Raw genomic sequence first — 14,207 nt, 5'->3', positions numbered from 1 at the left:
TCAAAGGTTCTTAAAACAAAAAAATGCAAGGTCAATAGTGACCTCACATCATATTCTGCGGTTCATTATCAATCACCAGCCGCAAATCTTGATTTTCTCTCTCCTGTGTCCAATCCAAAATCTGATTCAATACCTCTTCCAAACGGTCTTCATGCCGGTATTTCAAGATAATCTGGTAGTGGTAGAGATTATGGGTTCTGGCAATAGGCTTGGGCGTCGGTCCCAAGATTTGGATAGCCTCCGTTAAGTGTTGACGGAGAAAGGCTACAGTTTCATAGGCTTTTTTCACGACAAATTCTTCTGACTTGTGCGAAAAGGTTAGACCCACCGTAAAATAGTAAGGTGGATAACCAAGATTTTTCCGAATGCCCATCTCATAACGATAGAAACCTTCATAATCCTGCTCTTTGGCAAAAGCAATAGCATAATGATTGGGGTTATAGGTCTGAATCAGGACCTCCCCTTCCTTATCAGCTCGACCAGCCCGACCAGCTACCTGAGTTAGCAACTGGAAGGTCCGCTCAGAAGACCGAAAATCAGGCAAACTCAGAGCCGTATCCGCATTAAGCACGCCAACTAGGGTCACATTCGGAAAATCCAGCCCCTTGGCAATCATCTGGGTTCCCAGAAGAATTTCCGCTTCTCCTCGACCAAACCGTTCGAGCAAGTCCTCATGAGCACCTTTTTTCTTGGTAGTATCCACATCCATACGCAAAATTCTAGCTTCTGGCAAGAGCTCCTGCAATTCATCGTAGGCCTTTTGCGTACCCGTCCCATAATAACGAATAGAACGACTTTGACAGTTTGGACAGGTCTGAGGAATCCCCTTTTGAAAACCACAATAATGGCAATTCATCGTTTTTGTGTCCATATGGAGCGTAAGTGAAATATCACAGTTGGGACACTGGTCAACACTCCCGCAATCACGACACATGACAAAAGAAGAATAACCACGCCTATTCAACATAAGAACGACCTGTTCCTTACGAGCCAATTTTTCTCTTATCTTTTCAATCAGAACAGGGGTAAAATTACTAGCCTCCTGCTGACCGATATAATCACGGAAATCCACAACTTCCACTTCTGGAATACGAGCCAAGGGATTGGCCCTCTGGTTAAGAGTCAGTCTTCCATAGACTCCTCGACTAGCCCGAGCCCGTGTTTCAAGACTCGGCGTAGCAGACCCCAAGACCAGGGTCGCTCGATTATAATCCGCCCGCAACTTTGCCACATCACGCGCATGGTAGCGTGGATTGCTGTCCTGCTTGTAGGTCGCCTCATGCTCCTCATCAATGATGATAACACCCAAGTTTGTCAAAGGGGCAAAAATAGCCGAGCGGGCCCCGACAACCACCTGAGCATTCCCCGCCTCAATCTTCCGCCACTCATCGTACTTCTCACCATCAGACAAGCCCGAGTGCAAAATGGCGACCTGCTGGCCAAAACGAGAAATAAAACGATTGGTCATCTGAGGGGTCAAGGAAATTTCAGGCACCAGCATAATAGCCGTTTTCCCCATTTTCAAGACCCTATCAATAACCTGAAGATAAACTTCCGTCTTCCCAGAACCTGTCACTCCTTGCAGTAGAAATGTCTGACTTTCCTGACCGATAGAGGCCACAATCTCCCGAACCGCAATGGCCTGCTCTGGATTCAAATCCAAGGCCTGCGTTTTTTCTACCTTATCAAAAACACCCTGAGTCCGCGACACTTCCTCTTCCCAGACTTCTATATAGCCTTTTTCTTGGAAATAGCGGAGCGTATCAGCTGAATAGTACGATTTTAGGTTTGAAAGGAGCTGGTCTTCCGACTGTTCCAGAAGAAATTCCCTTAACTGCTGCCGTTTTTTAGCCCGATTGCTAATGTCTGCTTCTCGTAATTTCTCCAGACAAACTCGGTACCATTTTTCTGTCTTGATTTGCTTTTTATCCTTGGCCACATAGTCTACCAAGATTTTTCCTGACTGGGCCAGACGCATGATTTTCCCTTGCTCTGTCACGTCCAAGTCAGAAAAACGAATCTGCTCCTTATCACCAAACAGACTAATCTGCTCTGCTATTTCCAAACCAAGCCCTGGACGGAGCAATTTGTCATAGGTCGAATTGAGCAAGCTGGGTAACATGGATTTTAAGAGAGTAATTTTATAGGAGAAGACCGACTTTCTCATCTGGTCCGCCAACCAAAATTGCTCTTGATTGAGAACAGGACTATAGTCCAAAACCTCGGCAAGCTCTTTCAAGTCTTGTAAGTTATTTTCATCATCTTCATCAATCAAGTCAACTACAATCCCTTGAATCAGCCGATTTCCCTTACCAAAGGGTACATGGACACGCACGCCAACCTTGAGCCCCTCTTCCAACTCAGCTGGAACTCGATAGGAATAAGCTTGATCTGTCTGCATCAAAGGGACGTCTACAATAATCTGTGCTAACATACCATCTCCATTTATTTTACCTTCTAATACCACGACTGATGCGAACAAGGTTCACTTTATGTATAACCTCCAACTATTAGTTGGAGCAAATATTAAAAGATAAGCTAAATGACCTACCTCCTTTCTGTCAAAACTTCCATCATTCCGAAAGTGAAAAGAAACCCGGATGGCAATCCCAACCGAGTCTTGTTTCTAAATCTTTTCGCCTTCTTCTTTTTCTTTAGCAATTTGAGCTTTGATTTTACGCTCTTCTTCTTCCGCCAAACGTTTAGCCTCTTCGGCACGGCGACGAACAGCCTCACGTTTCGCTTCTGGGTCTGGGTGGATAACTACATTACCTGATTCAATTTCTTCCAAGGCGCGTAGGGTGGATTTCACTGAGGTGAATTCTTGAGTTGGTTTGGCACCTGCTTCCAATTCATGGGCACGCTTAGCCTCAAGAATAACCAAAGAATACTTAGATGGTACCTTATCCAACAAGGTATCAATTGACGGCTTCAACATCATAATGCGATTCTCTCTTCTTTCTTTTATCGTTCTGCTATCTGTTCACGAATCATTTCATCGTAGCGACCAATCACTCGGTCTACACGGAAATGTTCTGCTTCGATAATACGCTTGACACGCTCAGCAGCCAACGGGACTTCATCGTTCACAACTGCATAATCATACTCACGCATCAAGGCGATCTCTTCCTTGGCACGTTCGATACGTTGAGCAATAATTTCCTCACTATCCGTTCCGCGACCAATCAAGCGATCTTGCAACTCCTCCAAGTCAGGTGGTGTCAAGAAAATGAACACCCCATCTGGAACCTTTTTCTTCACTTGGAGGGCACCCTGTACTTCAATTTCTAAAAAGACATCAATTCCCTTATCAAGAGTTTCATTGACATAGGTCAGAGGTGTTCCATAGTAATTTCCAACGTACTCTGCATATTCCAACATTTGACCCTGGCGAATCAAATCTTCAAATTCCTCACGACTACGGAAGAAATAGTCAACTCCATCAACTTCTCCCGGTCTCTGTGGACGTGTCGTCATGGATACAGAATATTCAAATTTATTATCAGAGCTTTCAAAAATTTCCTTTCGAACTGTTCCTTTTCCAACACCAGATGGGCCAGAAAAGACAATGAGTAAGCCTCGCTCTTTCATGATATCTCCTTTTAAATCTTTCATTCTAGTGTAACAAAATTTAGCATGAATTTCAACTGCTTTTAAATACGATTAGAATATTTTCTATTCCCAACCCTAAACGAACTTTGAGCCAGTAGAAAAAGAGCCCTTCGGACTCTTCTACATTTACTTAGCAACATCTGTTGCTCTTGTTTCACGAATAACTGTGATTTTGATATTTCCTGGATAATCCAGGTTATTTTCAATTTTCTCACGAACATCATGGGCCAAAATGGTAATCTGATCATCAGTGACCTTGTTAGGATGAACGATAATCCGAATTTCACGACCAGCCTGAATAGCATAGGATTGTTTAATCCCTTCAAAACTGTTGGCGATTTCTTCCAAGTCTTGCAGACGTTTGATGTAAGCTTCCATAGATTCACGACGCGAACCTGGACGAGCAGCGCTCAGAGCATCTGCCGCAGCCACAATGACTGCGATAGTACTTGTCGCTTCTACATCGCCATGGTGACTAGCAATCGCATTGATAACAATTGGATTCTCTTTATATTTCTTAGCCAATTCTGTACCAATTTCAACGTGGCTTCCATCCACCTCACGGTCAATAGCTTTACCAACGTCATGTAGGAAACCAGCTCGACGTGCCAAATTCACATTCTCGCCCAATTCAGCAGCAAGTACACCTGCTAATTTAGCAACTTCGATTGAGTGGCGAAGAACATTTTGTCCATAAGAGGTACGGAAATGCAAACGTCCCATGATTTTAATCAAGTCTGGATGAAGGTTTGGTGCCCCAACTTCATAAGCAGCAGCTTCCCCATACTCACGAATACGGTTATCCATCTCTACACGGTGTTTCTCAACCAACTCCTCAATACGAGCTGGATGAATACGACCATCTTGAAGCAAGGTCTCCATGGTCATACGGGCAATCTCACGGCGAATCGGATCAAAACCTGATAGAACAACCACTTCCGGCGTATCATCAATGATAACATCGATACCTGTGAGACTTTCAAAGGTACGAATATTTCGACCCTCACGTCCAATAATCCGTCCCTTCATCGCATCATCCGGTAAATGAACCGATGTAATCGTCTGCTCAGCCACATATTCACCTGATATGCGTTGCATCGCTTGGGCTAACAAGTCCTTTGCCATCTTGTCAGAACGTTCTTTTACTTCACGCTCTGCTTCCTTGATACGAGTCGCAATTTCATGCGTCAATTTATCACGTGTATCGGTAAGGATGATTTCCTTCGCCTCTTCTTGACTGAGGGCCGCCACTCGTTCTAACTCCAAAGCTTTTTGTTCTTCGAGTTTTACAACTTCTTGTTCACGCTCATCAATGTGCTTAGCTTTATCGGTCAGACTTTGTTCCTTTTGTTCCAAAGTCTTTTCCTTGTTGGTCAAATTATCGTCTTTGCGGTCCAAGCTGGTTGCCCGCTCTGTCAAGCGTGATTCGATTTGCTTCAACTCTTGACGTTCTGACTTAAATTCTTCTGCAATTTCTTCTCGGTACTTACGAGCTTCTTCCTTAGCTTCCAAGAGTAATTCTTTTTTCAAGGTCTGGCGATCGCGCTCAGCTGTTTTTAGAATAACCTCAGCCTGCTCTTCTGCTCGACCACGAACATTACTAGCTTCTTGTTCTGCGTTTAAAAGTGTCAATTCTGCAGTTTCTTTTGCAGATTTCATCTTCAAAGAAATGGCAAAGTAACCTAATACTAAACCAATGAGAGCAGAAACAAGTGTCACTACTACTGTAATGATATCCATATTTCTACCTCTTTTTTTATAATTCGATTTTCACAAAATCTGTATCTATTTTATCATATTTGAAACGATTTCACAATTCCAAATTGTCAAATATGGTATAATAAATTCATCACTTATTTGGAGGAAAACATGAAAAAAGAAGTCACTGTCGAAAGCTTCGAGCTAGACCACACTATTGTAAAAGCACCTTACATCCGCTTAATTTCTGAAGAAGTCGGACCCAAAGGAGACATTATTACAAACTTTGATATTCGCCTTATCCAACCCAACGAAAATGCAATGGATACAGCTGGTCTACATACCATCGAGCATCTATTAGCTAAACTAATTCGCCAGCGCATCGACGGGCTAATCGACTGCTCTCCTTTCGGGTGTCGGACAGGTTTCCACATGATTATGTGGGGAAAACAAGACTCTGAAAAGATTGCTCAAGTCATTAAGTCGAGTTTGGAAGAAATTGCAGAAGGTATCACTTGGGAGGACGTTCCTGGGACAACCATTGAATCATGCGGTAACTACAAAGACCACAGCCTTCATTCAGCTAAAGAATGGGCCAAACTAATCCTTTCTCAAGGAATCTCTACCGACGCCTTTGAAAGAAAACCAATCTAACAAAAAAGCGGATAAACCGCTCAGAACGTAGACAAACTCCTAAAAATATAAAAAATTGAAGAAGTTTGCGAAAGATAGCAAGTCATTAAACTCTTAGAAACATTGATATTTCGGCGTTTCTGAGAGTTTTTTATTTTCAACATAAAGAAAAAAAGATTGAAGAAAATTGTCCAAAATGGACTTTTTCTTCAATCCGAAGCGGGTAAACCGCTTTTTTGTTTAATAATCCAAGGCATCAGAATGACCAGCACCATTACCGACAAAGTAACCTGTCTTACAATTTATAGAGAACAAGTAGGTCCCATCTGGTTTAAACATATTGTAGTAGCCATTGCCGTTGATAATATTGACTTTTTCCAATATATATTGATTGCCTGTTATATACCCACGTTGTTGCGAGATCGTCACAATATTTTCAAGAATACCTGGATTGAAATTCCATGCTTCATTGTTTACATCATCAATCATTGCTTGATTATAAGGAACACGACTGCGGTCACGTTGCAAGACGACACCAGCTGGCACGGCAACACCAAAGTCGGTTGTTGAGCCTGAAACCGTTGTTGAAGCGACTTCTGTTGTCGCTGGTACACCAGTAGATACAGTTTGGTTGCTTGTGACTGCAGCCTCACTTGCTACCGTAGCCGAAGCGACTTCCTGTTGTGAACGACCAAAATTCACGACCGATGCCAATAGACTGTCAACCGCACTAATCCCTGTCGTTGTCGCAGAAAGAGATTCTCCTGATTTAACCGTCGCCGTTGTATCAATTTCACCATTAACAACGACTTCTTTATCAAACTGACCATTAATGGCCTGAATGGCTGCAATGGCTTTTTCAAGATGATCATACTGTTCTTTAGCTTTGGTATAACTGTCCGAATTCTTATCCAATTTTTCCAACAGCACTTTCAGTTCTGCTAATTTACCAAACTCTGAATTTTTTAGCTTGGTCAAACTACTATCCGTAAAGAAACTATTATAGAGCTGTTCAAAAGCGGTCACATTCGCATCTGTCGAACTTGATGCTGTCGATGATGTCTGGCTTGTACTTGTTGAACTTGAAGAAGTCGCAGTATTCGATTTGTTAACCGAATTCATCCAAACCAGCGCCGTCGCCATTACACCAATCATTGAAAGCCCTACTGCTGACCAGAAGTAAAATTTCTTTTTCTGGTCCCTATCTGCGCCCTCACTATGGTCCAAGTCTTCGGCTTCATCTTCTTCCAATTCTAAACTAGAATCATCTGCCACTGAAGATAACCCCTCCATTGCTACAGTACTTGCAATCACTGTTTCTTCCAAGGTTTCCATCGGAGTTACCGAAAGTTCTTCTACAATAGGAGCAATCTCCTCACTAACTTCCGTAAGAGAAGACTCATTTGCTTCTACCTCTTCCGCGCTTTCATGTCCTTGACTTTTTTCCTCATCAGCCACCTCAACTAAAGGAAGATGATTGATTTTGGTTTCAAATTTTTGAGATTCAATTTCTGCGCGGTGTTGCTTGATATAACGATCCAAGAGACCATCATCTTCTGTCACACCCGCTTCAATTTCCTTATGTTTTTTGACTGCTTCTTCGATTGTTAAATCTTTCGCCACTTCAAAATCTAAAACTTTCTCCTCATCCAAAGGAAGATGATGACTATTTTTTTCTCCCACGATGTCCTCCTATCCTTGCACTTCTTGCACTTGACGTTTCACTCGTTGACCAAAAAATTGATAAAGATCCACTTTTAGGGTACCATTATACAGTTTGCGCTTCTTATCCGCTTGCTGTCCAAAACGGGTTTCAAACAACTCATCACTAGTTAGAATAAACTTAGACCATGTTTTGAGTGGTTCAAAAGTCTGCCCCATTTCTCGATAAAGGGTAACAATGGCTTCATCATCCAACAAACGTTCTCCGTAAGGTGGATTAGAAATGATGACACCATTAATTTTATCTGAACGCAAGTCTTGCACACGCATTTGCTTGAAAACAATATCCTGCTCAACTCCTGCCGCAAATGCATTCTTCTTCGCAATTTCAATCATACGAGCATCAATATCTGAACCAGCAATATCTAATACCAAATCTGTTTTGATAGAAGCTTGCGCTTCTTTGCGTAATGCAGCCACCAATTGATCCTCAACCCACGGCCATTCCTCAAATGCAAAACTTCTCTTCAAGCCTGGGGCTATATTTTTTGCCAACATAGCTGCCTCAATACAGAAAGTTCCCGAGCCGCAAGTAGGGTCAATAAGCGGTTTATCTGGATACCAATTCGATAATTGCAAAATAGCAGCTGCCATATTTTCTTTGATTGGTGCGCCACCTTTTTCCACCCGATAACCACGTTTGAACAAACTAGAACCTGTCGTATCAATCATGACTGTCGCCGCATCTTTCAAAATTGACACTTCAATTTTAAACTCTGCCCCCATCTCTTGCAAGGGAACCCCTTCGGGACGAGAGAAGTGTTTCTGCAGTTTCTTTACAACTGCTTTCTTAGAAATAGCCTGCACACTTGGTTCATTATGCAATTTCGATTTGACACATTTGGCCTTGGAAATGGGGAACTTGCAGCCTAGAGGCAAGTAATTTTCCCAATCCAAGTTAAAAACTCCTTGGAACAACTCTTCAAAAGTCTTTGCTGGAAATTGTCCAACAATGATTTTAATTCTATCTGCTGAACGCAGCCAGATATTGGTTTCGATAATGGATTTTACATCTCCTTGGAATCGAACACGGCCATTTTCCACTTGACATTCATAGCCGAGATTACGAATTTCTCGACCCACAACCGCTTCCAGACCAGCTGCTACCGTTGCAATCAACTCAAATTGTTTTTTCATTTTTTTCCTCTACAATAAAAGCTAGCAGAGCTAGCTACCTATTTTATGCAATTTTCTGTAAGCCATGTTTTGTTCCGGTGGTACTAGGTTCTACCACCTTCGATAATCATCTGTCTACTGTCTAAACAGTCAGGATTTCTGTTCATTTCCATCCATCCCATGCCCCGACCAAAGTTTGGGTTGCTAGCTTGAGGGGTTTACCGCGTTCCATTTTTTACGTTTCCATAAAAACTTCGTCACTGTGGCACTTTCAGATCTACTCTGGCATATCAAAAGACTTAGCCATTTTAACCGCCGTAACGCCCAAGGGCGTCCCTAGGCTTATTGATTCGCCTAGCACAAACACTACTGGCATCTCAGCCAGTGCTAGCATGGACTTTCCTCATGGTAGAAAACTACCACGCGATTATCCAAAAATTGCACCTTAATTATCTTAGAAGTTGTATCTACAAAGCAAGCCACTTTAAATCAAGGAATATCTTGTACACAAATACAGAATGTATTTGTGTACAAGAAAATAACTGCGAATAAAGTGTCAGTTTAGGGGTACAATTTTCTATTCTTGATCCTGAACGATTTGTTTTCCAAATACTTCTTTCTCCAGACGATTCAGACGGCGGAGAATATCAAAGTTTGTCGCTGAAGATGGACGTTCCGTACGCAATACGTCATTCGATTCTTCAGTAGGAAGAGTTGTTTTGGGAGAATTTGCTGCCTGCGCTTTCAATCGAGCAATTTCGCCTTTTAATTCCTTGATAATCGCTTCATAAGCATCATAGTCTTTCATAATATCATCAAGAAAATCGTTCACTTCATCTTGATCATAGCCACGAAAACCAATTTTAAAATCTTGCTCGAAAATATCTTTTGTCGTAAATTTAATACTTGCCATCTCTCTCTCCCTAATCTAAAACGTCACTACTCCTATTATATTAAAAAAAATAAGGAAAAATCAAGTCAAATCACTCAGAATTTGAAAAATTTTCAGCCTCCTCATTCAATTCTTCAAAGGTAAGCGTTTTTCTATTATATTCTTCTTTCTTTAAGACCATGTGATATAAATATTTCAAATTGGTTTCATTTTCAGAATCGTAAAACAAATAACAACCTGTCGTATTATCCAGTAAAAACTGGTTATAGTCTCTAAATTGCCCTGGGTTTTCATAGCGTGGATAGGCATACTTTACAAAATCAACCTGCTTAAACCGTGCTAACTTTGCTTGGTTAGCCTCATTCCACTGTTCGCCATGATTTTCAAATGGAAATATTGTTGCAATACTCAGTTGATACCCCTCGGCTCGTAAATCTTCTAAGACTTCTAAGGACCAGTATTCAAAACCCAATTGACCTGTCAGTATAAACCAACTAACACCCTCTTCTAAAAAACGAATAAAATTCCTACGAATTGCAGATTTAATAATGTGCAGTCGAGGATCTTTTTCTGAAAAAATTCCCAGGTCTGTATGTCTATAACCTGTTACCAAAAGGCTCTTAGTATCCATTTCTTGTACTCTTTTCGCTAATTATGGTATAATATGCTGATATTATTTTATCAAGAAGGAGTTCTATGGTCAATTATCCTCATAAGGTGTCAAAAAAAATCAATAGAACCAGTCCTATTTCATCCCAGCGAGTAAACTTTGCTAATCGCGGAATGTCTTTTGAGGCCGCTATCAACGATAGCAATCAATATTACCTTGCGCACGATATTGCTGTCATTCACAAGAAGCCAACTCCCGTGCAAATTGTAAAAGTTGATTACCCCAAACGGAGCCGTGCTAAGATTGTCGAAGCATACTTTCGACAGGCATCTACCACAGACTACTCTGGTGTTTTTAAAAGACATTATATTGATTTTGAAGCGAAAGAGACACGCCAAAAAGCATCCATGCCCATGAAAAATTTTCATGCGCATCAGATCGAACACATGAAACAGGTTGTTAAACAAGGTGGCATTTGTTTTGTCCTTCTTCACTTTTCAACATTAAAAGAAACCTATCTCTTGCCAGCCACTCATTTGATCGAATTTTATCAAGTAGACATGGGTAGTAAGTCGATGCCCCTAACCTTTATTCGACAATACGGCTTTGAGATTCAAATGGGGCGTTTCCCCAGCATCCCATATCTGGAAATCGTTGAAAAAAATCTATTAGGTGGTGAATCTTTTGAAAACTACAACAATTAAAAAAGCTCTTCTAATCACTGCAAATATTTTACTTGCGGGGGCTATCATTGCCTGCCTGGCCGGAGCTGCATTGGTTGTTTACTACATCCAAAGCGCTCCAGAATTGACAGAAGAATCTTTGACAGCAACTGTGTCAAGTAAAATTTACGATAAGAACGGAAATCTTATTGCAGATTTAGGAGCAGAAAAACGTTCGAGTGCCAAGACTGAAGAAATTCCAACAGACTTGGTAAATGCGATTGTCGCAATCGAAGACCAACGCTTCTTCAATCATAGAGGGGTTGACGTGATTCGTATTGCAGGTTCCCTGATTAATAACCTGAGTGGAGGACATTTGCAGGGTGGCTCGACACTTGACCAACAGTTTATCAAGCTGACTTATTTCTCGACATCCGTAGAAGATCAAAATCTAAAACGGAAAATTCAAGAGGCTTGGCTGGCTACTCAATTGGAACGCCGCAATACCAAACAAGAGATTTTGACCTACTACATCAACAAGGTGTATATGTCAAATGGTAATTACGGTATGAAGACTGCTGCTCTTGCTTTTTATGGAAAAGAGTTAAAAGATTTGACTCTTCCTCAATTAGCTCTTTTAGCAGGAATGCCCCAAGCGCCAAACCAATATGATCCTTATACCAATCCAGAAGATGCAAAAGCACGTCGCGATTTGGTATTGGCTGAGATGCTGGAAGAAAAGTACATTGATAATACCCAGTATGAACAAGCTATTCTAACACCTGTAACAGATGGTTTGCAACCACTATCTAATGCAGCTGCTTATCCTGCTTATATGGACAACTATCTGAAACAAGTCGTTGAAGAAGTTGAAGAAAAAACAGGTTACAACTTGCTGACAACAGGGATGGATGTCTATACGAACGTCGATCCTGCCGCCCAGCAACAACTTTGGAATATCTACAATACAGATATGTATGTCAGCTATCCAGATGATTTATTACAGGTAGCTTCAACGGTTGTGGATGTTTCTAATGGTAAAGTCGTTGCGCAATTAGGTGGTCGTAAACAAGAAACAAACGTCTCATTTGGTACCAACCAAGCCGTTGAGACCAACCGCGACTTCGGTTCTACAATGAAGCCAATCACAGACTATGCTCCTGCTTTTGAAAACGGCATTTATACATCTACAGCAGATTTAATCTTAGACGGTCCTTATAACTATCCTGGTACAACAACTCCTGTCAATAACTGGGATAAACAATACTATGGTAATATCTCTGTTAAGACTGCTATTCAGTATTCTCGAAATGTTACAGCCGTTAAAGCATTGGAAGCTACAGGCTTAGAAAATGCCTTGAAATTTTTGAATAGCGTTGGTATCGATTACCCTGATATTCATTACTCTAATGCTATTTCAAGTAATACATCCGACACTGGTAGCCAGTACGGGGCAAGTAGTGAAAAGATGGCTGCTGCCTACGCCGCTTTTGCCAATGGCGGCACATACTACGCTCCGCAGTATGTCAATAAAATTGTCTTTAGTGATGGAACAGTAACAGAATACGCTCCTCAAGGTACTCAAGTCATGTCTGCCGAAACAGCCTACATGATGACCGATATGATGAAGGCTGTTATGTCTTACGGTTATGGATTAAACGCTTCTGTTAGTGGAGTTCCTATGGCAGGTAAAACAGGTACATCAAACTATACCGATAGCGAAACGGATACTATTCTAGCTGCAATTCCAGAAGCAAATTATAGCTACATGGTCGTTCCTGATGAAAACTTTGTTGGATATTCTAGTCAGTATGCAATGGCTGTTTGGACCGGATATACCAATCGTATGACTCCTATCCTTGATAACAGCATGCGAATTGTAACAGATGTCTACCACAATATGATGCTCTTTATGCATTCGGACTATACAGCTACCGATTGGGAGATGCCAAGCGGACTCGTACGTTACGGTTCCAACTACTATCTCAGAGGTAGTCGCTCACTATCCAATGCTTATAACACGTACACTAGCTATAGTACAAGTTCTTCTAGTTCGACTGAAACTAGTGAAACGGCCGAAGCGACGACAACATCAAGCGAAACATCATCTGGAACTTCCACCGAGACTGCAACTTCTTCAACTGAAACTGCAACAACAGGAAACAATCCTGCGACGGGACAGACAGATGGTCAATAAGAAAATTCCCAGACTCTTCTGGGTTTTTCTTTTGCTTAAATTATGATAAGATAAGATTATGAAACCTGAAGTATTTTATAAAACCTTGGCAGACCAAGGTATTCAATTAACCGACCAACAAAAACACCAATTTCATCGCTATTTCCAACTATTAGTGGAATGGAATGAAAAAATCAATCTGACAGCTATTACCGAGGAAAGCGAAGTCTATCTGAAGCATTTCTACGATTCTATCGCTCCAATCTTGCAAGGCCATATTCAGAACGAACCTCTTCGGCTTTTAGATATTGGAGCTGGAGCTGGATTTCCTAGCCTACCTATGAAGATTATCTTTCCGCAACTAGATGTTACCATCATTGATTCTCTTAATAAACGAATTAACTTTTTACATTTGCTTGCCGAAGAACTAGAGCTCGAAGGTGTTCATTTCTATCATGGTCGTGCAGAAGACTTTGCACAAGATAAGAACTTCCGTGCACAATTTGACCTTGTCACAGCACGCGCAGTTGCCCGCATGCAGATTCTTTCTGAATTGACTATCCCTTATTTGAAGCTCAACGGAAAATTAATTGCACTCAAGGCGTCCAGCGCAGAAGATGAATTGACCCAGGCAAAAAACGCACTCAATCTCCTCTTCGCAAAAGTCATCGAAAACCACGACTATACTCTTCCAAATGGCGACCCTCGAACATTGACCATCGTCGAAAAGAAAAAGGAAACTCCAAATAAGTTTCCACGCAGAGCTGGTATGCCAAATAAAAGACCCCTTTAAACATAAGAAAAGCGAGTTTCACTAAGAAACCCGCTCTTTTATTATCCAATTTTTGTAATATTGGTTGCTTGAAGACCACGTTGGCCTTGCTCCACTTCAAATGTCACTTTTTGACCATCTTCCAAAGATTTAAAACCATTAGACTGAATTTCAGAAAAGTGTGCAAATACATCTGGACCGTTTTCTTGAGCAATAAAACCAAATCCCTTTTCTGCATTAAACCATTTAACTGTACCTTGCACCATTTGTGTTACCTCTTTTTATTTATTTGTAAAACTTATCAAGAGGAAAAA

The 14,207-nt window shown here is 41.3% G+C and carries 13 protein-coding genes and 1 other RNA gene; 4 read left to right on the top strand and 10 right to left on the bottom strand.

Features of this window, described 5'->3' with window-relative positions; genetic code table 11:
- Window positions 1–43: 43 nt before the first annotated feature.
- The 4 genes from ODU50_RS07410 to ODU50_RS07395 form a co-directional block, all read right to left on the bottom strand.
- Window positions 44–2,434: a primosomal protein N' gene (locus ODU50_RS07410; protein WP_105152852.1), complete on the bottom strand. Its 2,391-nt coding sequence runs from the start codon at window positions 2,432–2,434 to the stop codon at window positions 44–46.
- A gap of 192 nt (window positions 2,435–2,626) precedes the next feature.
- Complete coding sequence (gene rpoZ, locus ODU50_RS07405; protein ID WP_004194153.1) at window positions 2,627–2,941, bottom strand: DNA-directed RNA polymerase subunit omega; 315 nt, start codon at window positions 2,939–2,941, stop codon at window positions 2,627–2,629.
- Between the two features lie 23 nt (window positions 2,942–2,964).
- The gene (gene gmk / locus ODU50_RS07400) at window positions 2,965–3,591 is read right to left on the bottom strand and encodes a guanylate kinase (protein ID WP_024384084.1); all 627 of its coding nucleotides are present in this window, start codon (window positions 3,589–3,591) and stop codon (window positions 2,965–2,967) included.
- A 147-nt stretch (window positions 3,592–3,738) separates the two neighbouring features.
- Window positions 3,739–5,352: a ribonuclease Y gene (locus ODU50_RS07395; protein ID WP_024384085.1), complete on the bottom strand. Its 1,614-nt coding sequence runs from the start codon at window positions 5,350–5,352 to the stop codon at window positions 3,739–3,741.
- A gap of 129 nt (window positions 5,353–5,481) precedes the next feature.
- Between ODU50_RS07395 and ODU50_RS07390 the strand changes: the two genes are divergently transcribed.
- Window positions 5,482–5,964, top strand: coding sequence for an S-ribosylhomocysteine lyase (locus ODU50_RS07390; protein ID WP_004194159.1), 483 nt, complete (start codon window positions 5,482–5,484; stop codon window positions 5,962–5,964).
- 219 nt (window positions 5,965–6,183) lie between these two features.
- On the opposite strand, the gene ODU50_RS07385 is transcribed toward ODU50_RS07390, so the two are convergent.
- The 5 genes from ODU50_RS07385 to ODU50_RS07365 form a co-directional block, all read right to left on the bottom strand.
- Complete coding sequence (locus ODU50_RS07385; protein WP_044759393.1) at window positions 6,184–7,626, bottom strand: cell division site-positioning protein MapZ family protein; 1,443 nt, start codon at window positions 7,624–7,626, stop codon at window positions 6,184–6,186.
- A 9-nt stretch (window positions 7,627–7,635) separates the two neighbouring features.
- The gene (locus tag ODU50_RS07380; RefSeq protein ID WP_398581382.1) at window positions 7,636–8,802 is read right to left on the bottom strand and encodes a class I SAM-dependent RNA methyltransferase; all 1,167 of its coding nucleotides are present in this window, start codon (window positions 8,800–8,802) and stop codon (window positions 7,636–7,638) included.
- 53 nt (window positions 8,803–8,855) lie between these two features.
- Window positions 8,856–9,220: RNase P RNA component class B (rnpB, locus tag ODU50_RS07375), an RNA gene on the bottom strand.
- A gap of 138 nt (window positions 9,221–9,358) precedes the next feature.
- A complete protein-coding gene (gpsB, locus tag ODU50_RS07370) occupies window positions 9,359–9,694 on the bottom strand; it encodes a cell division regulator GpsB (RefSeq protein WP_004194167.1) in 336 nt (111 codons plus the stop codon).
- Window positions 9,695–9,764: 70 nt separating this feature from the next.
- Window positions 9,765–10,304: a DUF1273 domain-containing protein gene (locus ODU50_RS07365; RefSeq protein ID WP_044671544.1), complete on the bottom strand. Its 540-nt coding sequence runs from the start codon at window positions 10,302–10,304 to the stop codon at window positions 9,765–9,767.
- Window positions 10,305–10,369: 65 nt separating this feature from the next.
- Between ODU50_RS07365 and recU the strand changes: the two genes are divergently transcribed.
- From recU to rsmG, 3 genes are read left to right on the top strand one after another with little or no spacing between them, the layout of a single operon-like run.
- Complete coding sequence (gene recU, locus ODU50_RS07360) at window positions 10,370–10,987, top strand: Holliday junction resolvase RecU (protein ID WP_004194173.1); 618 nt, start codon at window positions 10,370–10,372, stop codon at window positions 10,985–10,987.
- Window positions 10,968–13,142 (top strand): penicillin-binding protein PBP1A, encoded by a 2,175-nt coding sequence (gene pbp1a / locus ODU50_RS07355; protein WP_161947047.1) that lies wholly within the window; start codon window positions 10,968–10,970, stop codon window positions 13,140–13,142. Before recU ends, pbp1a begins: the two co-directional genes overlap by 20 nt.
- 58 nt (window positions 13,143–13,200) lie before the next feature.
- Window positions 13,201–13,914 carry a 16S rRNA (guanine(527)-N(7))-methyltransferase RsmG gene (gene rsmG / locus ODU50_RS07350; protein WP_105152854.1) on the top strand — a complete coding sequence of 238 codons (714 nt, stop codon included), beginning with the start codon at window positions 13,201–13,203 and terminating at the stop codon, window positions 13,912–13,914.
- A gap of 41 nt (window positions 13,915–13,955) precedes the next feature.
- On the opposite strand, the gene ODU50_RS07345 is transcribed toward rsmG, so the two are convergent.
- Window positions 13,956–14,159, bottom strand: a complete 204-nt coding sequence (locus ODU50_RS07345) for a cold-shock protein (protein WP_004195223.1) — start codon at window positions 14,157–14,159, stop codon at window positions 13,956–13,958.
- Window positions 14,160–14,207: the final 48 nt, after the last annotated feature.

Origin of the sequence: Streptococcus sp. 2020WUSS084 (genome assembly GCF_044427445.1) — a bacterium.
GTDB lineage: Bacteria > Bacillota > Bacilli > Lactobacillales > Streptococcaceae > Streptococcus > Streptococcus suis.
This window is presented reverse-complemented; position numbering and strand designations above follow the sequence as displayed.

What these genes read in the sequence shown, in the direction of transcription:
- gmk (WP_024384084.1), bottom strand. Translation starts at nt 3,591, where the DNA reads ATGAAAGAGCGAGGCTTACTCATTGTCTTTTCTGGCCCATCTGGTGTT.
- ODU50_RS07345 (WP_004195223.1), bottom strand. Translation starts at nt 14,159, where the DNA reads ATGGTGCAAGGTACAGTTAAATGGTTTAATGCAGAAAAGGGATTTGGT.
- ODU50_RS07395 (WP_024384085.1), bottom strand. Translation starts at nt 5,352, where the DNA reads ATGGATATCATTACAGTAGTAGTGACACTTGTTTCTGCTCTCATTGGT.
- rpoZ (WP_004194153.1), bottom strand. Translation starts at nt 2,941, where the DNA reads ATGATGTTGAAGCCGTCAATTGATACCTTGTTGGATAAGGTACCATCT.
- ODU50_RS07410 (WP_105152852.1), bottom strand. Translation starts at nt 2,434, where the DNA reads ATGTTAGCACAGATTATTGTAGACGTCCCTTTGATGCAGACAGATCAA.
- recU (WP_004194173.1), top strand. Translation starts at nt 10,370, where the DNA reads ATGGTCAATTATCCTCATAAGGTGTCAAAAAAAATCAATAGAACCAGT.
- ODU50_RS07390 (WP_004194159.1), top strand. Translation starts at nt 5,482, where the DNA reads ATGAAAAAAGAAGTCACTGTCGAAAGCTTCGAGCTAGACCACACTATT.
- ODU50_RS07365 (WP_044671544.1), bottom strand. Translation starts at nt 10,304, where the DNA reads ATGGATACTAAGAGCCTTTTGGTAACAGGTTATAGACATACAGACCTG.
- gpsB (WP_004194167.1), bottom strand. Translation starts at nt 9,694, where the DNA reads ATGGCAAGTATTAAATTTACGACAAAAGATATTTTCGAGCAAGATTTT.
- ODU50_RS07380 (WP_398581382.1), bottom strand. Translation starts at nt 8,802, where the DNA reads ATGAAAAAACAATTTGAGTTGATTGCAACGGTAGCAGCTGGTCTGGAA.
- rsmG (WP_105152854.1), top strand. Translation starts at nt 13,201, where the DNA reads ATGAAACCTGAAGTATTTTATAAAACCTTGGCAGACCAAGGTATTCAA.